Source organism: Mesorhizobium sp. M0340 (genome assembly GCF_040321535.1).
In the GTDB taxonomy this organism is placed as follows: Bacteria; Pseudomonadota; Alphaproteobacteria; order Rhizobiales; family Rhizobiaceae; genus Mesorhizobium.
This window is the reverse complement of the sequence record NZ_JAMYRR010000026.1, coordinates 49,604-73,215: the sequence shown is the minus strand read 5'-3', so window position 1 is coordinate 73,215 and position 23,612 is coordinate 49,604. Positions and strand designations below refer to the sequence as shown.

Here is a 23,612-nt window from a genome sequence, read left to right as displayed (position 1 = left end):
GGTCACCGGCGCCCGCATCACCACCTGGGAGGTAAAGCGGTGAGGGTGGAGGTCGAAATGCGTGCAAGGCTGGCGAAGGCTTTTGTGATGGCCGATCTCCCCCCTTGCGGGGGAGATGTCCGGCAGGACAGAGGGGGGTGGGAAGGATCGCCGACTTTCGACGTAACCCATTCGCACCCCGGAACCTGCTTGAGGGCGTGGCTGCCATCGGTTGACAGGCCGGAGGGACAGTACCCCCCTCTGTCCTGCCGGACATCTCCCCCGCAAGGGGGGAGATTGGCTGTCGTCGATGATTTCGCCAATCGCGAAGGCGAGGGTGCTTGATGGGTCACGACCTCGTTCCATCGCGTCAGCGAAAGAATGCAAAATCTATGCGCCGTTGCATGACCGATGCCGAGTTGAAGCTTTGGAACGAATTGCGCGCCCATCGGCTGATGGGGATGAGCTTTCGCCGGCAGGTGCCGATCGGACCTTACATCATCGACTTTGCTTGCTCGACACACAGCTTGATCATTGAGGTTGACGGCAGCCAGCACGCGGATCCCGAAAGCGTCCAGCGTGACGAGGCACGAAGCGCGTACTTGAATGCCAGCGGCTGGACCATCCTGCGCTTTTGGAACGACGACGTCGTTCGCGATATTGACAATGTCTGCCAGCACATCGTGATCGTGGCCGGCCTGACTGGCGCCGACGTGTTGGCAGGCGAGCCAGCAACGGAGGTAGTTCCATGATCGATCATCTCGGCATCACTGTTTCGGATTTCGATGCGTCGAAGGCTTTTTACGACAGGGCGATGGCGCCGCTCGGCGCCTCGCTGCTTTACATGGTGCCGCAGGAATATACCGGCGGCGCCAAGGTCGGCGGCTACGGCCGCGACCGGCCGGTGTTTTGGCTGCATGCCGGCAAGGACAAGCCGAAGGATCATCAGCATGTCGCTTTCACCGCGCGCAGTCGAGCCGAGGTCGATGCCTTTCACGCCGCGGCGATCGCCGCCGGCGGCAAGGACAATGGCGGGCCGGGCCTGCGCCCGCACTACCATGCGAACTATTATGGCGCCTTCGTCTTCGATCCCGACGGCAACAATGTCGAGGCGGTCTGCCATGCTCCGGAGTAAGGCGTGATGAGCCTCGACAACAGACCGGTGTATACAGGCGGCTGCCAGTGCGGCGCGGTGCGCTTCCGCGTCGAAGGCACGCTCGGCGATGCTTCCGTCTGCCATTGCCGCATGTGCCAGAAGGCGAGCGGCAATTTCTACCTGCCGCTGGTCTCGGTGCGCGGCGCTAGGCTGGACTGGACGCGCGGTGAGCCCAAACGCTTCCGCTCGTCCAACGCGGCTTTGCGCGGTTTCTGCGCCGAATGCGGCACGCCGCTGACCTTCGAAGCGCCCGATGGCGTGGCGCTCGCCATCGCCGCATTCGACCACCCCGAGGAGATTGCGCCGACGATCCAATGGGGTGTCGAAGCCAAGCTCCCCTATGTGGATCATGTTCACGAATTGCCCGGTGAGGAAACGATGGCCGACGTCTCGTCTGCCTCCTATCTCGCCGACCTCGTCTCCTACCAGCATCCCGACCACGACACCGAACAATGGCCGCCGGAGGAAAAATCATGACCGAAACCGTTCGTACCGGCGGCTGCCAGTGCGGCGCCGTGCGCTTCCGCATCCACGGGGCGCTCGGCCGCCCGTCCATTTGTCATTGCCGCATGTGCCAGAAACAGTTCGGGTCGTTTTTCGGCGCGCTGGTGACAGTGCCGAGCGACGGCGTCGAATGGGTGCGCGAGGAGCCGAGTTACTTTCAGTCGTCGGTCAACATCGATCGCGGCTTCTGCGCCCGCTGCGGCACACCGCTGACCTACCGCCAGCCCGGCGCGCTGGAGATCGCCATCGGCGCCTTCGACGACCGTTCCGATCTGGCGCCGCAGATCCAGGTCAACTACGCCGCCAGGCTGCCTTGGGTCGAGACGATCTTCGACGCGCCGATCCATGACGACCCGGATTTCTACGCGCGACAGGAATCCATCATCTCCTTCCAGCATCCCGATCACGAGACGGCCAACTGGCCGCAGCAGGGCCTGAAATTATGAGCAGCGAATTCCGTACCCTCTATCCCGAGATCGAGGCTTTCGAGTCCGGCATGCTCGACGTTGGCGATGGCCATCAGGTCTATTGGGAGCGCTCCGGCACCAAGGGGGCCAAGCCGGCTGTATTCCTGCATGGCGGGCCGGGCGGCACCATTTCGCCAAAGCACCGGCGGCTGTTCGACCCGAAGCTCTACGACCTCGTTCTGTTCGACCAGCGCGGCTGCGGAAAATCGACGCCCAATGCCTCGCTCGAAGCCAACACCACCTGGCACCTGGTCGCCGACATCGAGCGCCTGCGAAAAATGTGCGGCTTCGACAAATGGCTGGTGTTCGGCGGCTCGTGGGGTTCGACGTTGGCGCTGGCCTATGCCGAGACCCACCCCGAGCAGGTCAGCGAACTGGTCGTGCGCGGCATCTACACGCTGACCCGCGCCGAACTCGAATGGTACTACCAGTTCGGCGTCTCGGAGATGTTCCCCGACAAGTGGGAGCGGTTTTTGGCGCCCATTCCGGAGGCTGAGCGCGGCGACATGATGGCCGCCTACCGCAAACGGCTGGTCGGCAGCGATCCTGTGGCGCGGGTCGAGGCCGCCCGCGCCTGGAGCCTGTGGGAGGGCGAGACGATCACGCTGCTGCCGGAACCGGAAACCAGCGGTCCCTTCGGCCAGGATGATTATGCCCTGGCTTTCGCCCGCATCGAGAACCACTATTTCGTCCATGCCGGCTGGCTGGAAGAGGGACAGCTGCTGCGCGATGCATGGAAGCTTAAGGATATCCCGGGTACCATCGTTCACGGCCGCTACGACATGCCGTGCCCGGCGCGCTATGCCTGGGCGTTGCACAAGGCGTGGCCGAAAGCGGACTTCCATCTGATCGAAGGCGCCGGCCACGCCTATTCGGAGCCGGGCATCCTCGACAGGCTGATCCGCGCAACGGACATGTTTGCCGGGAAATGACCATGGCTCGCGAGCGCCTTTATCTGTTCGACACCACGCTGCGCGATGGTCAGCAGACACCGGGTATCGACTTTTCCGTCGAGGACAAGATCGCCATCGCCAAGCTGCTGGACGAGTTCGGCATCGACTACGTCGAGGGCGGCTACCCCGGCGCCAATCCAACCGACACCGCCTTCTTTGCCGAGCGTCGCACGGCCGATGCCAAATTCGTTGCCTTTGGCATGACCAAACGGGCAGGAGTGTCGATCTCGAACGATCCTGGGCTTGCGGCGCTGGTCCAGTCGAAATCGGACGCCATCTGCTTCGTCGCCAAGAGCTGGGACTACCACGTCCGCGTCGCGCTCGGCTGCACCAATGAGGAGAACCTCGAGGCGATCAGGACCTCGGTCGAGGCGGCGCTCACTGCCGGCAAGGAGGCGATGGTCGACTGCGAGCATTTCTTCGATGGCTTCAAGGCCAACCCCGATTATGCGCTGGCCTGCGCCAGAACGGCTTATGAAGCCGGCGCGCGCTGGGTGGTTTTGTGCGACACCAATGGCGGCACCCAGCCCTCTGAGGTGCGTGCCATCGTCGAAAAGGTGATCGCCGCCGGCATACCGGGTGACCATCTCGGCATCCACGCCCATGACGACACCGGCCAGGCGGTGGCGAATTCGCTTGCCGCAGTGGAGGCCGGCGTGCGCCAGATCCAGGGCACGCTGAATGGCATCGGCGAGCGCTGCGGCAACGCCAATCTGATCTCGATCGTGCCGACATTGGCGCTGAAGCCGGCCTTTTCGGGCCGCTTTGCTACAGGCATTTCGGCAGAGGCGTTGACCGGTATATCGCGTCTGTCCCGCGCCTTCGACGAGTTGCTGAACCGCGCGCCCGAAGCGCAGGCGCCCTATGTCGGCGCCTCCGCTTTCGCCACCAAGGCCGGCATCCATGCTTCGGCGCTGGCCAAGGAGCCGGCGACCTACGAGCATGTGCCGCCAGAGACTGTCGGCAACCGCCGCCGCGTCATGGTTTCCGACCAAGGTGGGAAGGCCAATTTCCTCGCCGAGCTGAAGCGGCGCGGCATCGACGTGCCCCGGGATGACCATCGCCTCGACGCTCTGATCGCCGTGGTCAAGGAACGTGAGGCGGAGGGTTACGCTTACGAAGGCGCCGACGCCAGTTTCGAGCTTCTGGCGCGCAAGATGCTGCATGGCCTGCCGGAATTCTTCCGCGTCACCTCGTTCCGCTGTATGGTCGAGCGCCGCTTCGACGCCAACGGCCAGCTGAAGACGGTCTCGGAGGCGATTGTGAAAGTGCTGGTCGAGGGCGAGGAGAAGATGTCGGTCGCCGAAGGCCATGGCCCGGTCAACGCGCTCGACATTGCACTGCGCAAGGATCTCGGCAAATTCCAGAGCGAGATCGCCGATCTCGAGCTGGCCGACTTCAAGGTGCGTATCCTCAATGGCGGCACCGAGGCGATCACCCGCGTGCTGATCGAATCGCATGACGGCACCGGCGCGCGCTGGTGGACGGTCGGCGTCTCCGAAAACATCATCGATGCTTCGTTCCAGGCGCTGATGGATTCGATCGTCTACAAGCTGATGAAGAACCGCGACATGGCGGGATTGGCCGCGGCGGAGTAGGGAGATGGGCTTCTCGATAAGCTGGCTTGGTTTTCGTGGTTATGAAATAAAGGAAGCTGCGGCCTTGTTCGGGCGCGAAATTGGCGATTCATCGGAGATTTTCGAAGCGCCAGTGAATGCCTATGCCAGCGAAAAGAACTGGGCGATTATCATTCTCGATCCCTGCAGCTTCCCAAACCCACCTCAACAATATTTGGTTGCGATCTCGCAAGGGCGGGAAGTGGTTATCGCGCACATAGAAGAGCATGTCATGTTCGCCCGCGCCGAGCTCTGGCGCGACGGAAGGAACATTTGGAAAGTCTGGCACAGCGGTGACAAGACTGTGAGGGACTTGCATGTCACGGGTGATCTCCCCGCTTCTTTCGAAGCGCTGAAGCAGCAGTGTTTTTCCAAACAGGATGAAGAAGATACCAAGGGTTCCGAGGTCGATTTCGTTTTTGACCTTCCCCTCGATCTTGCGGCAGAGCTGACGGGCTTCAGGCACGATGAGGGTTCGCCCGACAGCGTCTTTTTCGAACTTAACGAGAAACCAGCTCAGCGTTGAGACCGCATGTCGTGTTGGTTGGGCCTTTTACCTCTCGTACAAGGCGCGATTGTTCAATGTTTGGTGGTCGGGTTGAACCATCAGCGAGACTCCATTGATCCATCAGCAATTTGCGATGGTTTTGGGCAAGCCGCTGGCGCATAGCCTTCGCCCATGACTACCCAAGCACTTCACATCGAGGCCGACACCAAAGCTCGTCGCGGCTTCCTGCTGGCGCTCGGCGCCTACCTGCTTTGGGGGCTGCTGCCCTTCTACATGAAGGCTGTCGCGCATCTGCCGCTGGCCGAAGTCATCGCCCACCGCATCGTCTGGTCGGTGCCGATCGCGGCCGCTGTCCTGGTCTGGGCCGGTCGCACTGCCGATTTCAAAGCGGCAGTTCGTTCGCCGCGCATCATTTCGATGGCGGTGCTGACGGCGGCGCTGATCTCGGTCAACTGGGGCATCTATGTCTGGGCGATCGCGGTCGATCGCACCATCGAGACCGCGCTTGGCTACTACATCAACCCGCTGGTCAGCGTCGTTGTCGGCGCGCTGCTGCTCGGCGAACGGCTCGACCGCCTGCAGATCGTGGCGGTGGTGCTCGCGGCAATCGCCGTCGGGGTACTGACCATCGACGCCGGCAAGCTGCCTTGGGTGTCGCTGGTGCTGGCCTTTTCCTTTGCCGCCTATGCCTTCTTCCGCAAGACGCTGCCAATCGGCCCGAGCCAGGGCTTCCTGCTTGAAGTGCTGCTGCTGTCGGTGCCGGCGCTCGGCTACATCATCTTCCTGATCGCCACGGGACAGGATCATTTCGTCTCCAGCTCGTTGAACGACACCGCCTTGCTGATCGGCTGCGGGCCGGTCACCGCCGTGCCGCTGCTGTTGTTTGCGTTCGGCGCCAGGCTGCTGCGCCTCTCCACCATCGGCATCATGCAATATATCGCGCCGACGATCGTCTTTTTGATCGCGGTGCTGATTTTCGGCGAACCCTTCGGCAGTGTTCAGGCCATAGCCTTCGGGCTGATCTGGGCGGCACTGGCGATGTACTCCTGGTCGATGTTTTCTTCGGTGCGCAAGACCGTCGCCGCAGCCGCTCGAGCCGCGTAACGAAGAAAGGCGGCTGGCCGGTCATTGCGGATTTAAGGAAGGCAGTAGGGAAAGGAATGAATGGTGAATAGTCAGTAGTGGATAGACAGGCGCGGTCTGGAACGTCTTATGTTTCACTATTCACTATTCACTCTACATCTTATCAATCACCGACTGTACGCCCTCCGTCGGAGCGTCGACGGACGATCCCGCCACCATGATGGCGGCGACGATTGCTTCCGGATCCTCGACCACCAGCGGCTTCACCCGTTGCGCCGTGTGGATGAAACCTTCCGTTGCCATGTGGTCGAGCAGCGCTAGCATCGGATCCCAGAACCCTCCGACGTTACCGAAGACGATCGGCTTACGGTGGTGGCCGAGTTGCGCCCAAGTCATGATCTCGACGATCTCCTCGACCGTGCCGATGCCGCCGGGCAACGCCACAAAGGCGTCGGATTTCTCGAACATCCTATGTTTGCGCTCATGCATATTGTCGGTGATGACGAGCTCGTCGAGCCGGTTAAGCGCGGTTTCGGTCGCCTCCCGGTTGATCAGAAAACGTGGAATTATGCCGGTTACCTTGCCGCCGGCCTTTAATGCCCCTTCAGCGACGGCACCCATGATCCCTTTAGTGCCACCGCCATAAATCAGACGCAGGCCGGACTTGGCGATCGAGCGGCCAAGCAGATGTCCGGCCTTGATATAAGTTTCATCTCGGCCCGGGGACGAGCCGCAATAGACGCAGACAGATCGAATCGTGTTCATGTTATGATTGGTGATAGGGACTATTGGCATGGTCAAGCCCTGGGGCGGGCTTTTTCTTGTCGGATTTGGTAAAACAGGCTAGACCGAATTAGGTGGCTAAGGGGCAGGGAAACATGGCAATTAATCCGTTGAAGGCGTTTTTGTTCGCGGCTGGCGGCTCTGTCGCCGCGGCGGGAACCGCCTATCTGTCGGGCGCGCTCGACCCGTATCTCAATTCTACCCGGCCTGCAGAGGTCGCGGCGCTGACGCCGCCGGCTTCGAAACCGGTCGCTCCGGCGACCGAGGGGCGGCTGCCGCCTGCGCCCGCGGCGTCCACCGATGCGGCAGCGCCCGCTGCGCCGACCGCAGCAGGTGCAATCGTGCCGACCTTCGACATCGTGCGCGTCGAAAGCAACGGCTCGATCGTCGTCGCCGGCAATGCGGCGCCCAACGCCAAGGTCGAGATTCTCAACGGTTCGACTGTGCTCGGCTCGACGGTCGCCGGTCCCGACGGCGCCTTTGCCATTATTCTCGACGATCCGCTGAAGCCCGGCGACTATACGATCACGCTGCGCTCGACGGCTGGCAATGTCGTGACCGCCTCGGCGCAGACCGCCGTCGTTTCGATCCCGCGGAATTCCACCGGCCAGGTGCTGGCAATGGTCGAGGAGCCGGGCAAGCCGTCCGAATTGCTCACTGTTCCGGCCCCTGAGGCAAAATCTGATGCCGCGCTGCCTGCCCCCGGCACCGAATTGCCGGCCGCCGCCGCGCCGGCCGCCATTGAAGCCGCGCCGGCTCCGGTGGCGCCCGCCACACCGGCAGCGCCTGCTGCTCCCGCGGCGGAGCCCAAGATCGTCGTCGAAGCCGTCGAAATCGACGGCAACAAGATTTTCATTGCCGGCGTCACTGATCCCGGCCGCAAGGTGCGCGCCTATGCCAACGATATCCTGCTCGGCGACGCGAAGACCTCGCCCGACCGCCACTTCCTGGTCGAAGCGACACGTGACATCCCGGTCGGCACCTACACCATCCATGTCGACGCGCTCGACGCCGACGGCGTGAGGGTGGTGGCCCGTGCCGCCGTGCCGTTCGAGCGCGAGCCAGGCGAGGCGGTTGCCGCCGTCGCACCCGCCGAGCCTAAGCCTGCCGAGATAAAACCAGCCGAGCCGAATGCTCCGGCGACCAAAGCCGCGCCGGCTACACCGGCAACAGCCGCCGAAACGCCCGCAACCCCCACTCCCGCCACCGAGGCCCCGGCCGAAATGGCCGCGACAACGCCTTCGGGCGAAACTCCCGAGACCGTCGCTCCTAAGCTCGAACATGCCGATGGCGCAGTCATTATCCGCCGCCATGACACGCTGTGGCGGATTTCGCGGCGAGTCTATGGCCAAGGCATGCGCTACTCGACCATCTATCTCGCCAACCAGGACCAGATCAGCAATCCGAACCGAATCTGGCCGGGGCAGGTGTTCAAGGTGCCGGAGAAATCGAAGGAAGGCGAGCCCGCCGATCTCAAGGCAATGGGCGACCAGATGACGACGGCGCCAGTCAAGACCGAGTAGCCGTTCTGCCCATCAGGATAGCTTGCGACAGGGCCAGTCATCGTTTATCGCCGATGCACGATGATCGAATCTCCCCCCGTAATGGACCGACGCCAGGCGGCAGATGAACGCGCGCCGGCCAACTGCACGCCGGCCAAATGCACGCCGGATAGCCGCGCTGTCGCTGTCCGGCTCGCGGCCCTTTCGCATCCGGCGCGGATCGAAATTCTCAAACACCTTTCCGCCAGCCGTTCGTGCTGCTGTCGCGAGGTCGTCGAGCATCTCGATCTGGCGCAGTCCACCGTTTCCCAGCATTTGAAGATCCTGGTCGAGGCCGGGCTGATCCGCTTCGAGCCTGACCGCCAGCGCTCGCGCTATGAGCTCGACCGCGCCGCGCTCGCCGATGTTTCGGCATCGCTGGCCGCGCTGGTCGATTCCTGCTGCTCCGGCCGCTAAGATATAAAAGGTAAACAAGAATGGCCGAGAAAACCGTTTCCGCCGATTCCGGCTCGACCTTCAGAACGTTGCGCAATCTCTGGCCCTACATGTGGCCGGCCGACCGCGCCGACCTGAGGGCCCGGGTGGTGTGGGCCACCGTGCTGCTGGTCGTTGCCAAGCTGACCCTGGTGGCCGGACCCTATTTCTTCAAATGGGCGACCGACGCACTGGCCGGCGATAGCAAATCGCCGCCGCCGCTGCCGGCCTTCCTGCTGGCGCCGGTCATGCTGGTCGTCGCCTACAATACCGTGCGGCTGGTGCAGCTCGGCTTCAACCAGTTGCGCGACGCCCTGTTTGCACGGGTCGGCCAGCATGCCGTGCGCCGGCTCGCCTTCCGTACCTTCGTGCACATGCACGAATTATCGCTGCGCTTCCACCTCGAACGGCGCACCGGCGGACTGTCGCGCGTCATCGAGCGCGGCACTAAAGGCATCGAGACGATCGTCCGGTTCACCATGCTGGCGACTGCGCCGACGATCGTGGAATTCGCGCTCACCGCCGGCATCTTCGCCGTCACCTATGGCTGGCTATACGTCTTGGTGATCGCGGTCACGGTCTGGCTCTATGTCTGGTTCACCGTCAGGGCGAGCGATTGGCGTATTTCGATCCGCCGCGAGATGAACGACAGCGACAATGAAGCCAGCACGAAGGCGATCGATTCGCTGCTCAACTACGAAACAGTCAAATATTTCAACAACGAAGCCATGGAGGCCGAGCGCTTCGACCGTTCCACGGCGCGCTATGAGGTGGCTGCGACCAGGACCTGGACTTCGCTTGGTTGGCTGAACTTCGGCCAAGGCGTGATCTTCGGCATCGGCATGACCGTCGTCATGGTGCTGTCGGCACTCGAGGTGAAGGCAGGCACACAGAGCGTCGGCGATTTCGTCTTCGTCAACGCCATGCTCATGCAGCTTTCGGTGCCGCTGAATTTCATCGGCATGATCTACCGCGAAATCCGCCAGGGCCTGACCGACATCGAAAACATGTTCGATCTGCTCGACGTCAAGCGCGAGATCGTCGATCGACCGGGCGCCAAGCCACTGGTCGTCAGCGCCGGCAATGTCGAGTTCCGTGACGTGCATTTTTCCTACGACCCCAACCGCAAAATCCTGAAGGGTATCAGCTTCGAGGTGCCAGCAGGCAAGACGGTGGCCATTGTCGGTCCCTCCGGAGCCGGAAAGTCGACCATTTCGCGGCTTTTGTTTCGTTTCTACGACATCCAGCGCGGCAAGGTTCTGATCGACGGCCAGGACATTCGCGACGTGACGCAGGAGAGCTTACGCGCCGCCATCGGCATGGTGCCGCAGGACACGGTGCTGTTCAACGACACCATCGCCTACAACATCCGCTACGGCCGCATCGGCGCCAGCGAGGAGGATGTGCGCAAGGCAGCAGAACTGGCCCAGATCGGACCGTTCATCGAGCGGCTGCCCGACGGCTATCGCTCAATGGTGGGCGAGCGCGGGCTGAAACTCTCCGGCGGCGAGAAGCAGCGGGTGGCGATTGCCCGCACCATCTTGAAGGCTCCGCCGATCCTGATGCTCGACGAGGCGACCTCGGCGCTGGACAGCCACACCGAGCAGGAGATCCAGGCGGCACTCGACCTGGTCAGCCAGGGCCGCACCACCCTCGTCATCGCCCATCGGCTGTCTACAGTGATTTCGGCCGACGAAATCATCGTCCTGCAGGACGGCCAGATCGCCGAGCGCGGCACCCATGCCGCCTTGATGGCCAAGCGCGGCCTTTATGCATCGATGTGGGACCGCCAGCGCGAGGCAAGCGAGGCCGAGGAGCGGCTGCGCATTGCCCGCGAAAGTGACGAGTTCGGCGTCGTCGTTCGCCGCCGCACCTCGGAGGTGAGCTGAAAATCGTGCTTGACCTCAACTTAAGTTGAGATCGTAGGCCGTTTTGGATCGCAGCAAGATGCGTCGTTCAAAAACGGAGACAATCGACATGAATGGGATAAATCAGGCAGTTAGCGGCGGCAGCGTATTCCGGGTGGACAAGTTTGTCGTTCCGGCCAACGCCCGCGAGGAGATTCTTGCCAAGGTCCGAATGACGCATGAATTGCTGCGCCAGCAGCAAGGGTTCGTCCAGGATTTCCTGCTTGAGCAATTCTCGGGGCCGGGCGAGTTCAACCTCGTGACCATTGTCGAATGGGAAGGGCAGGCCGCTGTCGACAAGGTGGTGCCGATCATCAAGGCTGCGCATGAGCGCAGCGGCTTCAATCCTCAGGAGACCATTGCGCGACTTGGCGTCAAGGCCGATATTGCCAACTATCAGCGGATTCCCGGGATGTAAGCTCTTTACGGCCAGCCGGCGCCCGGCGCAGTAGCGTCGACGCTGAGCACTTGGCCGGTACGGGCATCGCTGATCATATGTTCGAAGCCGCGCCATTCGGCGGCAACGATGAACAGCGTTTTTCCCTCGCTGCCGCCGAGCATGCAGGCAAAGCAGCCGCGGTCGACATCGACGCTTTCGAGCATCGCGCCGCCCTCGCGCACCCGCACGCAATGCCGGTTCGGAACATCGGCATACCAGGCCGCACCTTCGGCATCGAGGCAGATGCCGTCGGGAAAACCGTTGCCGAGATTGGCCCAGATCCTGCGGTTGGAAAGGCCGCCATCGGCAGCGATGTCGAAGGCGGTCAGCCGGTTGGCGTGGGACTCGGCAACGATCAGCGTCTTGTTGTCAGGCGTCACCGCCATGCCATTGGCGAAGGCGAGGTTCTCAGCCACCTGCCGAACCGAGCCGTCAGGCGCTACCAGCACGATGGCACCGGGGCCGAAATGCTGGCCGGGACCCGGAGCAGGCCCACCACCATTGACATAGATGTTGCCGCGCCTATCGACGACGATCTCGTTCCACGGGCTCTTTGATAGTTGTCTCAGATCGGCATGGGTGACCAATGTCCCGTCTGCCTCCTGCCTGAGGATCAGCCCTTCGCGGCCGGACACGACAAGCAGGCGCCCGTCCGGCAGCCAGTCAATGGAATAGGGCAGGGTGGCCGGCACGGTGAGCACGATCTCGCTGTTGCCTAGGACGTCAACGGCGATGATCTGGCCCGTACCCCAGTTGCAGAACCACAGCCGGCCATCGTGCCAGCGCGGTGACTCGCCGAAAGCCAAGCCGTTCATCACCACTTGCACTTGCCTAGCTGCTGATTTCTGCATGGGCCGAGAACCTCCGGGTTGCGCAAATCGTCATGGCCGAAAAGGCCGATGAGAGGCGCTGTCTTGCCAAGGACGGGCGAGAGTGCTGCGTTCCGACAATGAGGATGGCGACGGCGTCGTTTATATTTGACCTGAGTAGCCGCACGGAACCGCGCGATGCGCCGTGCGCCTTCACTCATTCTTCTTCAATGAAGTATAACCGGCCGGTGCTTGCGGACGGGAAAGTCAAATGCAAGAATCACGTTGGCCCGCAGAATCCTGTTGTGGCAAGCAGGGAGGGCGTTTGGCGTGTTTGAAAGATTTTCCGGCTGGGCTAAGAAGAAATTTCAGCGATCAGCGACCATTTCACCGACTCGGTCCAAACAGTCATCCCCAGGCAAGCCATCATCTTCGGTGATCGTGCCGCGCTCAGTCGTGGAAGACGCGGCCGACAATCCTTTCGGTCTCATTGTAGCCGTCAGAGAATTCGTCGAAGCCATGGTCGCGCAAGGCCTTTACCGTTCCACGGAAATCAGCCCCAAGGCAATGCAGGCCTGTCATGCCGATGACTATTTGGCTGAGGTCAACAATGGCGGCCATAGCCAGTTCATCTATAATTCTGGCGAAGAACTCGACACCGTCATTGCCGACGCACGCACTGCCCTCGCTGAGATGGGCGCGCACGGACAACTGGCGACTTTGGACCAAATGGCTGCCTGGGTCGCGGAGCACCCCGAGGAGACTGAGGAACAGACAGGCTTCGAAGGAGGTACTGACGATAAGCTCAGTACTCTCGACCGTCTATTCTACCAAGCCGATCAGGCCGCATCGATGCTCGCTCTATCGGCGCGCTGGATAAACTCGTGGCCTGAACTCGCAATCGTTGAGGATGCCGACTACCGAGAAGCCATCCATCAACTGGCCATGGCCAATCCCCGGCGCGAGCCGAGGCTACTCCATCGTTCTGTTGGCAAGCTGGTCAATCAAATGACGGGCTGGCGTGATGTCGGCGTCGGCCTTGCATGCGCCGATGCGCCTAGGCCGGAGGTCAAGCTGGCGCTCGGCATGGCAAGGGTGCTGGACGTCGAGGGCGAAAAACTGTTGGCTTTTCAGCTGCGCACCAATGCCAAGGAGCCGCGTCTAGCCGTCGCCACGCCCACGCATGCGGCCGTCTATGAATATATCGCCCCGAAGGATCCGTCCGTCGCGCGTCCGGGCGAGAATCCATTCGCTGCCGGCGCCCCGCGCGTCGGCAAGAGACTTGCCCGTGTTGAAGCGCAGGCAATAGAAACGGTGCTCGAATTGGCCGCAGCCTATCATGCGCCGGTCGCTGTCGACCTCTTGCTACGCAGGGCCGGGTTCGATCCGACCGATGCTGTCGTCTCGGCGAACTCGGTGGTGCCTAGGGAAGGCGGCGCAGTTGTGAACTGGGTGGTTATGGCCGACGGGCATGTATTCTTCCTCCAGTCGACCCCGAAAGGCGGCGCGCTGCGCGGCAGCCACGAAGAGAGCCTGGCGGAGGCCGATCGGCGCGAGCTCGAGGAGTATTTCGACCAAGCGGCAGCAGCGGGTGCCTGAGTGGATTCCGCTTGGCCGTTCTGAGACGGCGGCGACCGCCACCCCCGAGCGCTCCCATTGTCGCGTTGCGACCGCGGGGTGTTTCCGCTATTGAGGCCGGACTTGGAACCAAGGTTGTCCTGATCCCATGAGCCTCGTCGACACGATCAAGAATGCGTTCGTTCCGATCCATCGCGAGGGTTATCCCTTTATCGCTGCGTTCGGCGCGGCGACGCTCTTTCTTGGCTATTTCTCCTCGACCCTGTTCTGGATCGGTCTCATCCTGACGGCCTGGTGCGCCTATTTCTTCCGCGATCCCGAGCGTGTCACGCCGATCGACGACCGGCTGGTTGTCAGCCCGGCCGACGGCATCGTCTCGGCGGTTGGCCCGGCCGTGCCGCCGCGCGAGCTTAACCTCGGCGGCGGCGAAATGACCCGCATCTCGGTATTCATGAACGTCTTTTCCTGCCACGTTAACCGCTCTCCGGTGCGTGGCCGCATTTCCAGGATCGAGCATCGGCCAGGAAAATTCCTCAACGCCGAACTCGACAAGGCAAGCACCGAGAACGAGCGCAACGGGCTGGTCATCGAAAGCCCCAATGGAACGGTCGCCGCGGTGCAGATTGCCGGCCTGGTGGCGCGGCGCATCGTCTGCTGGGCCGAGCCTGGCGGCGCCATCGGCACCGGCGAGCGCTTCGGGCTGATCCGCTTTGGCTCGCGCGTCGATGTATTCCTGCCCTCGACCGCGACGCCGCGTGTCGCCGTCGGCCAGACCGCGGTTGGCGGTGAGACGGTGCTGGCGGAATTCGGCGGCGTTGCTGCAACGCCGCTCGTGCGGGTGTCCTGACCGGTGGCGCCGCCGTTCAAGAAATTCGAGGCGCATGGCGGCGGAGGGCCGCGCATTCGCGAAATCCCGATGCGCATGGTGCTGCCCAATCTTGTCACGGTGCTTGCCATCTGCGCTGGCCTGTCCGGTATTCGCTTCGGCTTCGAGGGCCGCTTCGAGCCAGCGGTGGTGATGGTGCTGCTCGCCGCCTTCCTCGATGGTATCGACGGCCGTCTGGCGCGAATGCTGAAGGCGACTTCCAAATTCGGCGCCCAGATGGATTCGCTGGCCGATATCGTCAATTTCGGCGTGGCACCGGCGCTGGTGCTCTATGCCTTTCTACTCGACAGGGCAGGTTCGCCGGGCTGGATCGCCGCACTGCTGTTCACCATCGCCTGTGGGATGAGGCTTGCCCGTTTCAACGTGCTCGACGAAGAGCTCGACCGTCCGCAGTGGCAGACCGAATATTTCGTCGGCGTGCCGGCGCCGGCGGGTGCGGTGTTGGTGATGCTGCCGCTCTATCTGTTCTTCCTCAGGCTTGGGCTTGAACCCAGCCGCCTGGCGGCCTTCATTGCCACCGGCTTTACAATCTTGGTGGCGTTCCTGCTGGTCAGCAGACTGCCCGTCTATTCCGGCAAGAGCGTCAGGATACCGGGCGACAGGGTGCTGCCGATCATTCTCGCAGTCGTTCTCTACGTCCTGCTTTTGATGACCTATCCCTGGTATACGCTGACGGCCTCGGTTGCCGGCTACCTGGTCTTCTTGCCGTTCAGCGTGCGCGCCTATTCGAGACGCGCCAAGCGCGAAGGCGAGAAGGTGCCGTCGTCGGACATTGGCTGACGGATTTTGACTTGGGAGCGGCTCGCAGAGCACGCGGCGCTGTGGAACGCACCTCAAAAACCCGTTTTCGGAACTTGCTGGGCGGCCAGACCGTTTGTGTTGGTAGGTCCGTTTGAGCGGCTGGTCGTGATACGTCGTCAACGTCGCGCAAGCTGCCGCATTGGGCGCAAAACCATCGGAAACGAGGAGAAATGGCTGTCATCCTCATCGGCGCGTTACTGACTGTCGCCGGCCTCGTCTATATGGCGGTTGCGGCCATCATGCGCGGGCGGCTTAGTGAGCCGGCCGCTGTCTCCACCGCGCCGGATAGTCCGACCCCCAATCTCGCAACACCAGGTCCGACTCTGGAGCCGCGACGACGCGGGCTCCGTTTTCTCGGCCTGTCGCAGAACTGGCCGGGCCTGCTGATGATGGCCGTCGGCGTCATTCTGCTGTTGTCGGTGGTGGTCCTCTAGAGTTTTCGACAGCAAACCTCAGGCGGCTGCGCTCAGTCCCAGCCTCTCGAGCGCCAGCTTTCTAGTCGAGACATAGTCGGTCTTGCCGGAGCCCAGCACCGGGATCTCTTCGACCTTGACGATGTCGTTCGGCACCATCAGTTCGGCCGCCCCGGCTTTTTTGCCGAATTCGCGCAATTCGTCGGGATCCGCATTGGCGGCGGTGGTGACCAGAACGAGGCGCTCGCCGCGCCGCTTGTCCGGCACTGCCACCACGGCGTGATGCTCTTCTGGCCACAGCGACTGCACCAGCATCTCGACCGCACCAAGTGATACCATCTCGCCGGCTATCTTGGCGAAGCGCTTGGCGCGGCCGCGAATGGTGATGAAGCCTTCGCGATCGACCGAAACGATATCGCCGGTGTCGTGCCAGCCTTCGAGCGGCTGCAGCTCGCCCGGCCTATCGGCGGTCATGTAGCCCATCATCAGGTTCGGCCCGTCGAGCCACAGCCGGCCGGCGTCGCTAATGCCTTCGACCGGTTCGAGTTTCATGCGCATGGCCGGCAGCAGCCGCCCGACCGTTCCGTCGCGGCCGTGGATGGCAGTGTTGACGGCAACCACCGGTGCGGCCTCGGTCAAGCCAAAACCTTCGATGATCTCGGCCTGGAAGCGCTCGCGGTAAACCCGGCGCGTCTCCGGCTTCACCGCCTCGGCACCGGCCACGACGAAGCGCAGGCTGGAAAAATCGTCGTCCTTGGCGGTGCGGGCATAGTTGGCGAGGAACGTGTCGGTGCCGAACATCACCGTTGGCCGGACCTTGCGCGCCACCTCCGGAATAAGTTTGTAGTGGAGCGGTGACGGGTAGAGGAACAGCTTTACTCCGGTGACCAGCGGCAGGATGGTGCCGCCGGTTAACCCGAACGAGTGGAACACCGGCAGCACGTTGAGCAGGATGTCGGCAGGCGAGATGGTGATGCGGGCTTCCGCCTGCATCGCATTGGCAAGAAGGTTCCGGTGCGACAGCACCACGGCCTTGGGCGTGCCTTCCGAGCCGGAGGTGAACAGGATCACCGCCGGCTTGGCCGCATCCTGGCGCTGCAGCGGCCAGCGCCACAGCAAGGCGGCTGCGGCCTTGTCCAGCACGGTCACGCTTGCGCGAACATCCTCCAGCCACAACAGTTTCGCCCCGCCTTTTTCCACCGCCTCGACGATGTCGGCGAGGTTGGCCTTTTCGACAAAGGCGCGTGAGGAGACCACGGTGCGGATCATCGCCGTGCGGACGGCGGCGGTGACGCTGGCCGGGCCGGCGGTATAGTTGATCATTGCTGCCACCCGCGCAGCCGACAAAAGTCCGACGAACGACAGCACGACCCCATTGGCGTTGGGCAGGAGCAGCCCAACCGCTTCGCCCGGCGCTGTTATTGCCTCGAAGCGGTGGCCCAAAACCCTGGCGCCGATGAACATTTTCCGGTAGCTCAGCGCGCCACCAATGACGTCCTCGACAATTGGATGCGAAGCGCCAACCCGGTCGGCGGCATCGCGCATCGCAAGAAACAGGCCGCGATCGAGATCGTTGCCGAAAAGCCTGGCCTCAGCGAAGCGATCGAACAACGCATTTGTGTTGGAGGCCTGATCGGGATTCCGCGCCACCAGCTCGGCAATGGTCATCGGCTCCAGCACGCTGATCGACAGCTGCGGAAACCAGTGGCGGGGCGCCTTGTCCGCCGGCGTCAGTGAAGCCGGCAGGCTGCGTGCGCCGGCAACGAAGATCGGCACGATGCGCGCGTCGGCCTGCATGGCGATACGGGTGATGGCGCGAAACAACCGAAACGACTTGACGTCGGGCTCGACCGCATCCGGCAGGTAAACGGCGAGCCGGCCCTTGCCCTTCAGCACCCGCACCAATCTGCGGCTGACGAAGACATGCTCGGCGTTGAAGGCGATGGTGCGGCCGAGCTCACGCCACGGCTCCAGCCACGGCGACCTGGCCGAAGCCTGGTCGAGGATGTGCAGCGTGTCCTCCGGCAGCAGCGACAGCATCAGCGCCGGCTCGATGCGTGACTGATGCCAAACGACGTAGATGACCGGGGCCGCCGACTTGCGGGCAATCTTGATGCGCTCGTCGCTGATCCGGTAGGCGAGCTTGAACGGCACGTAGAGCAGCGCCTGGCTCAAACGCAGGCCGAGGCGGAACGTCTCCACCACGCCGATCAGCAGCCAGGCCGCGACAAGACCCGCAAGCAGCGCCAGTGTCAGGATCATCGCCGCATCTCCCAACAATCTCACGTCACGGCTCTTCAGTGGCCGCTTCGGGTGAGAACCTAGCCGAAGTTGGATCAACGTCAATGCGGCTCCATTTTCCTTTTCTCCTGTCATCACTGGATTCGGCTGCCTATCGCAGCTACGCCGCTTTCATCCTTCCGCTGATGAAGCGGAATTCCTGCGTCTTGCCGCCAAAGCCATAGGCGGCCGCAGGCACTTCATGCACGAGGGCGTAGCTTTCCTCATGCACCTTGCCCAGAAGCCGGCCGAATGCGGCAAAAATTGCCTGCAGATACGCCTCCAGCTCGAGCTTGGTGTTGGTGCCGTCGACAACCTTGATGTCGAGCCAAGCCGTGTTGGCGCCATGCTCGGCCAGCGACTTGCCGCCGGCGAACCAGTGCTCGGGGTCGTGATAGGAAATGGCAACAGCTGTAATCGTTGCATCTTTGCGCAGATGCATGGCCGTCAGTTCGGTCACCTCCTTGGCAATGGCGGCTGACAAACCGGCATCGGGTTTGCCGGTGACGCTGACATTGATGATCGGCATGTTTCTTCTCCTCGGCTTCAAGCGGCGTTTCTCGCCGTCGATAAAATCGTGCCATCATTACTAAATCAAAAAAATCGAATTGTTTTTGATAAACACTTTGATAGTGTCGAATTATGCAGATGTTCGATCCCGACCTCCTCAAGACTTTCCTCGCTTTCGTCGATGGCGGTTCCCTGGCGCGGGCCGCGTCGATCGTCGGCCGCTCCCCGTCCGCAGTGACCGCGCAGATGCAGCGGCTGGAGGATGTTGTCGGCGAAGCGCTGCTGGTGCCGCAGGGGCGAGGGCGCGGTCTGACGCCGGCAGGCGAGGATCTGGTCGGCCACGCGCGTCGCATCCTTGCCGCGCACCGCGAGGCGTGGCTGGCCCTCAAAGGGGCGCGTGCCGACGGGCGCGTCGCCATCGGCACCACGCAGGACTTCGCCGACAGCGGCTTGCCGCAGCTTCTCAGGGCTTTCGCTGTCAGCCATCCGCGCGTCAGGATCGAATTGCGCGTCGGCCGTTCCGCTGAACTGGCGCAGGCTTTGCAGGCCGGCACCCTTGATCTGGCCATTGCCATGCGGCAGGTGGCGACACGCGACGAAGTCGGCGTGCTCAAGGAACCGATGATCTGGCTTTGCTCACAGAATGGGCTGGCCACCCGCCATGACGAACTGCCCTTGGCACTGCTCGATCCTCATTGCGGGTTTCGGGAAGCGGCGACCAGTGCACTCGATGCGGCCGGCCGTCGCTACCGCATTGCTGCCGGCAGTGCCAGCCTTGCCGGCCTGCGCACGGCAGTGCACGCCGGCATCGCCTTGACGTTGAGGACTGCGCGCTTCGCTCATTCCGGCATCGTCGAGGCGCCGCGCGATCTTGATCTGCCGCCAGTGCCGGTCGCCGAATTCGCCATCCGCTTGCGTGAGGATGCCGATCGGCCAGCGCAGGATCTGGCCGCGTTGTTCAGCGGCAACCTAGCCTTGGCCAACTGAGCCAGCAAAGAAAAAGCCGACCTTGCGGTCGGCTCTGAGTAGGACGGGCCGAGGGGTTTGGGGGGACTTGGGGTGGCCCGTCGCAGCCATAATGACTGAGCCCTATGATGGTTCCATGACTTTTCAAATTTATTTTGAGGAACGGACTTCTCGTGATCGGACCGCCAACTCGCCCTCGGACGCGGCGAGGATCGGTCCTGCATCCTCTGCGCGCTGCCTAGCCATGAGCCAGTCTCGGCCGGCGTGAGCGAACACCGCGCAAAGCACGATGGCCCCGCCGAGCATGCTGGCTGCCGGCGGGATCTCCGCGAGGAACAGGAAGGCAAACAGGATCGCGAATGGCACTTCGGCCGAGCCCAGCAATCCGGACTCGGCCGCCGGAATAAGCCGGGTGCCCTCCGTCCACAAGATCGAGGCCAGCGCGAACGAGGCGCCGAAGGTGGCTAGAAGCACAGCATCCCAGGCCGAGACGGCCAGCGGCTCGGCGATAAGCCAGCCGAGCACGAACAGGAGGAACGCCGACACGGCACCCGCCCACACCACCGGCGTGTCGCGGAAGGCCCGCACCATGATCATGTAGAGGGCACTGCCGATCGTCATCAGCAGCGCCAACCCGTCGCCGAACAGATGGCCGGTGCCGAAGCCGGACCAGACCATGATCGCCACACCGCACAGTGACACGGCGGCGGCGGCAAGCGTCTGCAGCCGGAACGGCTCGCGGACCAGCATGAAGGCAAGCAGCGCGGTGACGAAGGGTGCGGTGGCGTAGATGATCGCGACATTGGCGACAAAGGTGAACTTGAACGCCGAGATGAAGGCGATGCTGGCGAGCGCGCCCTCGATCGCCAGCAGCCAGCCGCGCCAGCCGAGCCGCAGGCTGTCGCGACCGCCGGAGCGCTGGCGACGCCATAGCACATAAAGGCTGATCAGGATCGAGCCGACGAAGCCGCGCCAGCAGGTGATGGTCAGCGGGTCGGCATGGATCGATTTGGTCAGCACGCCGGTGAGGCCGAAGACGGCCGCCGATGCCGAGACCAGGATGATGCCGAGGGTACGTTCGCGGGCGCTTTCCACTGTGCCTGACATGTCCAGCGATTCCGTCATTTCACCAGCTTACGCTGCCCCGTCCTGACACCATAGTGTCAGCTTGATCGAGGCGTCGTGCATCGAAACAGCAGACGGCAGCGCCGTTGAACAGGATGCCCGCAAGAACCCTTTCGCGGGTTTCCAGGGTGGCGATATCGGCCATATGTCCGGCGGCCTTACGAATGTGTTGCGAGAGAGGGTGTGAAGGCGTTGGATGTCGGGCATCCGTATCGTCCGGCTATACGGGCGAAACCCTGCCAAGCGCTACGCCAGCGGGGACTTGCGTTTGGGGCAGGCGACACCGCCGTTAAGCGGCGAAGCCAGACAACTATGGGAGAGAAATGAAATGGACGCGATCGCATTGAAGGCCATGCAGGCGCCGCTGAAGGAGGCCTATCGCGACGACGCCTCGCGCGCGCTGATTACCCTCAAGGCCAAGGGCTCGATCGACGACCAATCGATCGCCTGCAAGGTCGAGACGGGCAGGGCGATTGCCATTGCAGGGCTGCATCCGGCGACCGGCGGCACCGGGCTCGAACTCTGCTCCGGCGACATGCTTCTGGAAGCGCTGGTGGCTTGCGCCGGTGTCACGCTGAAGGCAGTGGCGACGGCGCTGGAATTCAAGCTTGGGGCCGCCACGGTGGAAGCCGAAGGCGATCTCGACTTTCGCGGCACGCTTGGCGTGGCGAGGGATGCGCCGGTTGGCTTCCGCGCCATCCGGCTGACATTTGGGCTCGACACCGACGAACCGCAGGAGCGCATCGATGCGCTGCTCAAGCTGACCGAGCGCTACTGCGTGGTGTTTCAGACCATCAGCCAGAAGCCGGAGCTGACGGTCAGCGCGCGACGCTGACGATCTCCCCCTTGAGGGTCCCTCAGGGGGAGATGTCGCCGAAGGCGACAGAGGGGTTGTCTCGCGTGAAGTGCCAACCGCTGCAGCAGGCCGAGCGCGGTCGGACCAGCCTGGCCTGTCGGCCATGTCCCCCCAAGGGTCCCTCAAGGGGGGAGATCACGTTCTCCTACTGCGCCGACGGCTCCTCGGCGTCGCCCTCGTCGGCGAAGGGCGAGGCGCTCGGCACGCACTGCACCGACCAGCCGGCCGGCGTCGGTTGCTTCTGGTATTCGGTTATGGCGAAGGCGCACTGTTCGCGGGTGTCGAATGTGCTGGGCAGCACGACCATGCCGCCTTGCGGGCCGGCGATCACCAGATACCAGACTAACGCTACGCTCGGTGCCGCCATGAGTATTTCCTCGCTCTGCTTGTTTGGGAGTCGCACGATCCTAGCAACTCCGGCCCAGCGGCGAAAGCTGGGCCAAAGCGCGGCGTTAAGCCACGGCATCACAGCCGCGTGATGTCGGTCGTTTTCCGGCTGTGGTTCAGTTCACCGCAAAACAATAGAACAGGCCGTCGCCGCCGGTGCCCTTCAGCGCCTCCTGGCTGCAGCCACCGCGTGACGCATGCGAGGAATTCCACGATTTGGCGGCTGCCGAATCATCGAGGCCGGTACGATCGTGATGACCCATCATCGCCACACCTTCTGCTCCGCTCAGCGTCCAGTCGCCGCAGGTCTGGTCGGCTATTTTCGTGCCATCCGGCTTGGAGCCGGTCAACACGTCGTGCCGGTTGGGCGTGTCGCCGCGGCCGTTGACCATTTGGCCCTTTTCGTCGAGTGCCGTCTTTTTGGTGATGGCGTTGGCATCGCTATGCAAGGAAGCGACATCATCGGCGATCTTGACGCCCTTGGCGTTGAACCACGGGCCTTTGCCGATACGGTCGCGTGCATCGGTATCGCTGGTCGAGAGATAAGCGCGCCATGTCTTGCCGGTAACGCCCGCGGCTTCGGCCAGTGAACTACAATGGGCGTCGGCGCCGGCCACACCGCCGAGATCGGCGCCTTTGCCGGAGCCGACGCTGGTGACGAAAAAGCTCATCGTTGCCTCCTGCGACGACGTGGCGCCGATAACTGCAAGCAGCGCGGTGGCAGTCAAGAGAAGCAGTCTCCGCATATGGTCCTCCGTTCCTCGAATTGTGGCACCCGAACAACGTTGGTGCCGGCGCAATTCTTCCGGCAAAATGCGATGTGTGGCTACTCCGGCTGCCGGTAGGCGACAAAGCGATTGTGCTTGGCCTGGAAGATCAGCCCGGTCTCCTTGAGCATAGGGCTGGCCAGCGGCACGATACGCTTGGCGATCTCCGAAGGGTGCGGCAGTGTTTCAGGATCCTCGCCGGGTACGGCCTGCGCCCGCATCGCGGTGCGCGTTGCCCCGGGATCGGCGGCATTGACCCTGAGCGGCAGGTTTTCGGTCTCATGCGCCCATGAACGCGTCATGGCCTCGACCGCCGCCTTCGACGCCGCATAAGGCGCCCAGAAGGCGCGTGCGGAGTGGGCAAGGCTGGAGGAAAGCACGATAGCACGGCCGGCATCGGAAAGCCTGAGCAGCGGGTCGACCGAGCGGATCAGCCGCCATGTTGCGGTGACGTTGATGGTCATCACCTTCTCGAAGGTCTTGGCCTCGACATGGCCGATCGGGGCGATGACGCCGAGCACAGCGGCGTTGGCGACCAGTATATCGAGCTTGCCCCAGCGCTCGTGGATGGCGCCGCCCAGCCGGTCGATCCCCGCCATGTCGGCAAGATCGAGCGGGGCCAGCGTCGCCTGTCCGCCACCTGCCTTGATCTGGTCGTCGAGTTCTTCCAAGCCGCCGACGGTGCGAGCAACCGCAATCACATGCGCACCGGCCGCGGCAAGCTCCCTGGCGATGAAATAGCCGATACCGCGCGACGCGCCGGTGACGACCGCAACGCGGCCGGAGAGGTCAAGGCTCATACGATGGATTCCGACAGGCAAGGTGAAGCCGCCGTAAGGGGCCAAGGGGACGGAGACAAACGG

At 63.0% G+C, this 23,612-nt stretch carries 26 protein-coding genes; 18 read left to right on the top strand and 8 right to left on the bottom strand.

All coding sequences use genetic code 11. From position 1 onward, the window contains the following. The first annotated feature begins 323 nt into the window (after positions 1-323). From NKI79_RS27640 to rarD, 8 genes are all read left to right on the top strand, one after another. Positions 324-731, top strand: a complete 408-nt coding sequence (locus NKI79_RS27640) for an endonuclease domain-containing protein (protein ID WP_352479205.1) — start codon at positions 324-326, stop codon at positions 729-731. After that, complete coding sequence (locus NKI79_RS27635; RefSeq protein ID WP_352806023.1) at positions 728-1,114, top strand: VOC family protein; 387 nt, start codon at positions 728-730, stop codon at positions 1,112-1,114. Before NKI79_RS27640 ends, NKI79_RS27635 begins: the two co-directional genes overlap by 4 nt. A gap of 6 nt (positions 1,115-1,120) precedes the next feature. Continuing rightward, positions 1,121-1,612 carry a GFA family protein gene (locus NKI79_RS27630; RefSeq protein ID WP_352479207.1) on the top strand — a complete coding sequence of 164 codons (492 nt, stop codon included), beginning with the start codon at positions 1,121-1,123 and terminating at the stop codon, positions 1,610-1,612. Continuing rightward, positions 1,609-2,085 (top strand): GFA family protein, encoded by a 477-nt coding sequence (locus NKI79_RS27625; RefSeq protein WP_352448982.1) that lies wholly within the window; start codon positions 1,609-1,611, stop codon positions 2,083-2,085. The genes NKI79_RS27630 and NKI79_RS27625 overlap by 4 nt, the downstream gene beginning before the upstream one ends. Then, on the top strand, positions 2,082-3,038 hold the full coding sequence (gene pip, locus NKI79_RS27620; protein ID WP_352479208.1) for a prolyl aminopeptidase: 957 nt from the start codon (positions 2,082-2,084) through the stop codon (positions 3,036-3,038). The genes NKI79_RS27625 and pip overlap by 4 nt, the downstream gene beginning before the upstream one ends. Then, entirely contained in the window at positions 3,035-4,657 is a 1,623-nt protein-coding gene (cimA, locus tag NKI79_RS27615; protein ID WP_352479209.1) for a citramalate synthase, read from the top strand. Before pip ends, cimA begins: the two co-directional genes overlap by 4 nt. A 4-nt stretch (positions 4,658-4,661) precedes the next feature. Further along, on the top strand, positions 4,662-5,201 hold the full coding sequence (locus NKI79_RS27610) for a hypothetical protein (RefSeq protein ID WP_352479210.1): 540 nt from the start codon (positions 4,662-4,664) through the stop codon (positions 5,199-5,201). Between the two features lie 153 nt (positions 5,202-5,354). Then, positions 5,355-6,287: an EamA family transporter RarD gene (gene rarD, locus NKI79_RS27605; protein ID WP_352479211.1), complete on the top strand. Its 933-nt coding sequence runs from the start codon at positions 5,355-5,357 to the stop codon at positions 6,285-6,287. Positions 6,288-6,419: 132 nt separating this feature from the next. Here rarD and NKI79_RS27600 read toward each other — a convergent pair whose 3' ends face one another. After that, positions 6,420-7,031 (bottom strand): LOG family protein, encoded by a 612-nt coding sequence (locus NKI79_RS27600; protein WP_254820219.1) that lies wholly within the window; start codon positions 7,029-7,031, stop codon positions 6,420-6,422. Between the two features lie 113 nt (positions 7,032-7,144). On the opposite strand from NKI79_RS27600, the gene NKI79_RS27595 reads away from it, so the two are divergent. The 4 genes from NKI79_RS27595 (at position 7,145) to NKI79_RS27580 (ending at position 11,350) form a co-directional block, all read left to right on the top strand. Beyond that, on the top strand, positions 7,145-8,572 hold the full coding sequence (locus tag NKI79_RS27595; RefSeq protein WP_352479212.1) for a LysM peptidoglycan-binding domain-containing protein: 1,428 nt from the start codon (positions 7,145-7,147) through the stop codon (positions 8,570-8,572). 81 nt (positions 8,573-8,653) lie between these two features. Beyond that, positions 8,654-9,007, top strand: coding sequence for an ArsR/SmtB family transcription factor (locus NKI79_RS27590; RefSeq protein WP_352479323.1), 354 nt, complete (start codon positions 8,654-8,656; stop codon positions 9,005-9,007). Positions 9,008-9,027: 20 nt separating this feature from the next. Beyond that, on the top strand, positions 9,028-10,914 hold the full coding sequence (locus NKI79_RS27585) for an ABCB family ABC transporter ATP-binding protein/permease (protein WP_352479213.1): 1,887 nt from the start codon (positions 9,028-9,030) through the stop codon (positions 10,912-10,914). An 88-nt stretch (positions 10,915-11,002) separates the two neighbouring features. Further along, positions 11,003-11,350, top strand: coding sequence for an antibiotic biosynthesis monooxygenase (locus NKI79_RS27580; RefSeq protein WP_254820223.1), 348 nt, complete (start codon positions 11,003-11,005; stop codon positions 11,348-11,350). Between the two features lie 5 nt (positions 11,351-11,355). Here the strand turns inward: NKI79_RS27580 and NKI79_RS27575 are convergent, their stop codons facing one another. After that, a complete protein-coding gene (locus NKI79_RS27575; RefSeq protein WP_352479214.1) occupies positions 11,356-12,222 on the bottom strand; it encodes an SMP-30/gluconolactonase/LRE family protein in 867 nt (288 codons plus the stop codon). Between the two features lie 210 nt (positions 12,223-12,432). On the opposite strand from NKI79_RS27575, the gene NKI79_RS27570 reads away from it, so the two are divergent. The 4 genes from NKI79_RS27570 to NKI79_RS27555 all read left to right on the top strand — a co-directional run bounded on the left by NKI79_RS27570 (position 12,433) and on the right by NKI79_RS27555 (position 15,879). Next, entirely contained in the window at positions 12,433-13,779 is a 1,347-nt protein-coding gene (locus NKI79_RS27570; protein ID WP_352806015.1) for a DMP19 family protein, read from the top strand. Positions 13,780-13,906: 127 nt separating this feature from the next. Next, positions 13,907-14,605 carry a phosphatidylserine decarboxylase gene (locus NKI79_RS27565; RefSeq protein ID WP_352479216.1) on the top strand — a complete coding sequence of 233 codons (699 nt, stop codon included), beginning with the start codon at positions 13,907-13,909 and terminating at the stop codon, positions 14,603-14,605. 3 nt (positions 14,606-14,608) lie between these two features. Next, entirely contained in the window at positions 14,609-15,424 is an 816-nt protein-coding gene (locus NKI79_RS27560; RefSeq protein WP_023677728.1) for a CDP-alcohol phosphatidyltransferase family protein, read from the top strand. Between the two features lie 191 nt (positions 15,425-15,615). Further along, a complete protein-coding gene (locus NKI79_RS27555) occupies positions 15,616-15,879 on the top strand; it encodes a hypothetical protein (protein ID WP_352479217.1) in 264 nt (87 codons plus the stop codon). Between the two features lie 18 nt (positions 15,880-15,897). Here NKI79_RS27555 and NKI79_RS27550 read toward each other — a convergent pair whose 3' ends face one another. Further along, positions 15,898-18,120, bottom strand: a complete 2,223-nt coding sequence (locus tag NKI79_RS27550; RefSeq protein WP_352479218.1) for an AMP-binding protein — start codon at positions 18,118-18,120, stop codon at positions 15,898-15,900. 139 nt (positions 18,121-18,259) lie between these two features. Then, positions 18,260-18,667: a tautomerase family protein gene (locus NKI79_RS27545; RefSeq protein WP_352479219.1), complete on the bottom strand. Its 408-nt coding sequence runs from the start codon at positions 18,665-18,667 to the stop codon at positions 18,260-18,262. A gap of 113 nt (positions 18,668-18,780) precedes the next feature. Between NKI79_RS27545 and NKI79_RS27540 the strand changes: the two genes are divergently transcribed. Next, positions 18,781-19,635, top strand: a complete 855-nt coding sequence (locus NKI79_RS27540) for a LysR substrate-binding domain-containing protein (protein WP_352479220.1) — start codon at positions 18,781-18,783, stop codon at positions 19,633-19,635. Between the two features lie 129 nt (positions 19,636-19,764). Here the strand turns inward: NKI79_RS27540 and NKI79_RS27535 are convergent, their stop codons facing one another. Beyond that, positions 19,765-20,739 (bottom strand): DMT family transporter, encoded by a 975-nt coding sequence (locus NKI79_RS27535; RefSeq protein WP_352802427.1) that lies wholly within the window; start codon positions 20,737-20,739, stop codon positions 19,765-19,767. Between the two features lie 328 nt (positions 20,740-21,067). Here NKI79_RS27535 and NKI79_RS27530 point away from each other — a divergent pair, with 328 nt between their 5' ends. Beyond that, positions 21,068-21,574 carry an OsmC family protein gene (locus tag NKI79_RS27530; RefSeq protein ID WP_352479222.1) on the top strand — a complete coding sequence of 169 codons (507 nt, stop codon included), beginning with the start codon at positions 21,068-21,070 and terminating at the stop codon, positions 21,572-21,574. A gap of 166 nt (positions 21,575-21,740) precedes the next feature. On the opposite strand, the gene NKI79_RS27525 is transcribed toward NKI79_RS27530, so the two are convergent. The 3 genes from NKI79_RS27525 to NKI79_RS27515 all read right to left on the bottom strand — a co-directional run bounded on the left by NKI79_RS27525 (position 21,741) and on the right by NKI79_RS27515 (position 23,549). After that, on the bottom strand, positions 21,741-21,962 hold the full coding sequence (locus tag NKI79_RS27525; protein WP_254820234.1) for a hypothetical protein: 222 nt from the start codon (positions 21,960-21,962) through the stop codon (positions 21,741-21,743). Between the two features lie 136 nt (positions 21,963-22,098). Beyond that, the gene (locus NKI79_RS27520; protein WP_352479224.1) at positions 22,099-22,728 is read right to left on the bottom strand and encodes a hypothetical protein; all 630 of its coding nucleotides are present in this window, start codon (positions 22,726-22,728) and stop codon (positions 22,099-22,101) included. 80 nt (positions 22,729-22,808) lie between these two features. Beyond that, positions 22,809-23,549: an SDR family NAD(P)-dependent oxidoreductase gene (locus NKI79_RS27515; RefSeq protein ID WP_352479225.1), complete on the bottom strand. Its 741-nt coding sequence runs from the start codon at positions 23,547-23,549 to the stop codon at positions 22,809-22,811. Positions 23,550-23,612 lie beyond the last annotated feature (63 nt).

What these genes read in the sequence shown, in the direction of transcription:
- NKI79_RS27640 (WP_352479205.1), top strand. Translation starts at nt 324, where the DNA reads ATGGGTCACGACCTCGTTCCATCGCGTCAGCGAAAGAATGCAAAATCT.
- NKI79_RS27635 (WP_352806023.1), top strand. Translation starts at nt 728, where the DNA reads ATGATCGATCATCTCGGCATCACTGTTTCGGATTTCGATGCGTCGAAG.
- NKI79_RS27630 (WP_352479207.1), top strand. Translation starts at nt 1,121, where the DNA reads ATGAGCCTCGACAACAGACCGGTGTATACAGGCGGCTGCCAGTGCGGC.
- NKI79_RS27625 (WP_352448982.1), top strand. Translation starts at nt 1,609, where the DNA reads ATGACCGAAACCGTTCGTACCGGCGGCTGCCAGTGCGGCGCCGTGCGC.
- pip (WP_352479208.1), top strand. Translation starts at nt 2,082, where the DNA reads ATGAGCAGCGAATTCCGTACCCTCTATCCCGAGATCGAGGCTTTCGAG.
- cimA (WP_352479209.1), top strand. Translation starts at nt 3,035, where the DNA reads ATGACCATGGCTCGCGAGCGCCTTTATCTGTTCGACACCACGCTGCGC.
- NKI79_RS27610 (WP_352479210.1), top strand. Translation starts at nt 4,662, where the DNA reads ATGGGCTTCTCGATAAGCTGGCTTGGTTTTCGTGGTTATGAAATAAAG.
- rarD (WP_352479211.1), top strand. Translation starts at nt 5,355, where the DNA reads ATGACTACCCAAGCACTTCACATCGAGGCCGACACCAAAGCTCGTCGC.
- NKI79_RS27600 (WP_254820219.1), bottom strand. Translation starts at nt 7,031, where the DNA reads ATGAACACGATTCGATCTGTCTGCGTCTATTGCGGCTCGTCCCCGGGC.
- NKI79_RS27595 (WP_352479212.1), top strand. Translation starts at nt 7,145, where the DNA reads ATGGCAATTAATCCGTTGAAGGCGTTTTTGTTCGCGGCTGGCGGCTCT.
- NKI79_RS27590 (WP_352479323.1), top strand. Translation starts at nt 8,654, where the DNA reads ATGGACCGACGCCAGGCGGCAGATGAACGCGCGCCGGCCAACTGCACG.
- NKI79_RS27585 (WP_352479213.1), top strand. Translation starts at nt 9,028, where the DNA reads ATGGCCGAGAAAACCGTTTCCGCCGATTCCGGCTCGACCTTCAGAACG.
- NKI79_RS27580 (WP_254820223.1), top strand. Translation starts at nt 11,003, where the DNA reads ATGAATGGGATAAATCAGGCAGTTAGCGGCGGCAGCGTATTCCGGGTG.
- NKI79_RS27575 (WP_352479214.1), bottom strand. Translation starts at nt 12,222, where the DNA reads ATGCAGAAATCAGCAGCTAGGCAAGTGCAAGTGGTGATGAACGGCTTG.
- NKI79_RS27565 (WP_352479216.1), top strand. Translation starts at nt 13,907, where the DNA reads ATGAGCCTCGTCGACACGATCAAGAATGCGTTCGTTCCGATCCATCGC.
- NKI79_RS27555 (WP_352479217.1), top strand. Translation starts at nt 15,616, where the DNA reads ATGGCTGTCATCCTCATCGGCGCGTTACTGACTGTCGCCGGCCTCGTC.
- NKI79_RS27550 (WP_352479218.1), bottom strand. Translation starts at nt 18,120, where the DNA reads ATGATCCTGACACTGGCGCTGCTTGCGGGTCTTGTCGCGGCCTGGCTG.
- NKI79_RS27545 (WP_352479219.1), bottom strand. Translation starts at nt 18,667, where the DNA reads ATGCCGATCATCAATGTCAGCGTCACCGGCAAACCCGATGCCGGTTTG.
- NKI79_RS27540 (WP_352479220.1), top strand. Translation starts at nt 18,781, where the DNA reads ATGCAGATGTTCGATCCCGACCTCCTCAAGACTTTCCTCGCTTTCGTC.
- NKI79_RS27535 (WP_352802427.1), bottom strand. Translation starts at nt 20,739, where the DNA reads ATGACGGAATCGCTGGACATGTCAGGCACAGTGGAAAGCGCCCGCGAA.
- NKI79_RS27530 (WP_352479222.1), top strand. Translation starts at nt 21,068, where the DNA reads ATGGACGCGATCGCATTGAAGGCCATGCAGGCGCCGCTGAAGGAGGCC.
- NKI79_RS27525 (WP_254820234.1), bottom strand. Translation starts at nt 21,962, where the DNA reads ATGGCGGCACCGAGCGTAGCGTTAGTCTGGTATCTGGTGATCGCCGGC.
- NKI79_RS27520 (WP_352479224.1), bottom strand. Translation starts at nt 22,728, where the DNA reads ATGCGGAGACTGCTTCTCTTGACTGCCACCGCGCTGCTTGCAGTTATC.
- NKI79_RS27515 (WP_352479225.1), bottom strand. Translation starts at nt 23,549, where the DNA reads ATGAGCCTTGACCTCTCCGGCCGCGTTGCGGTCGTCACCGGCGCGTCG.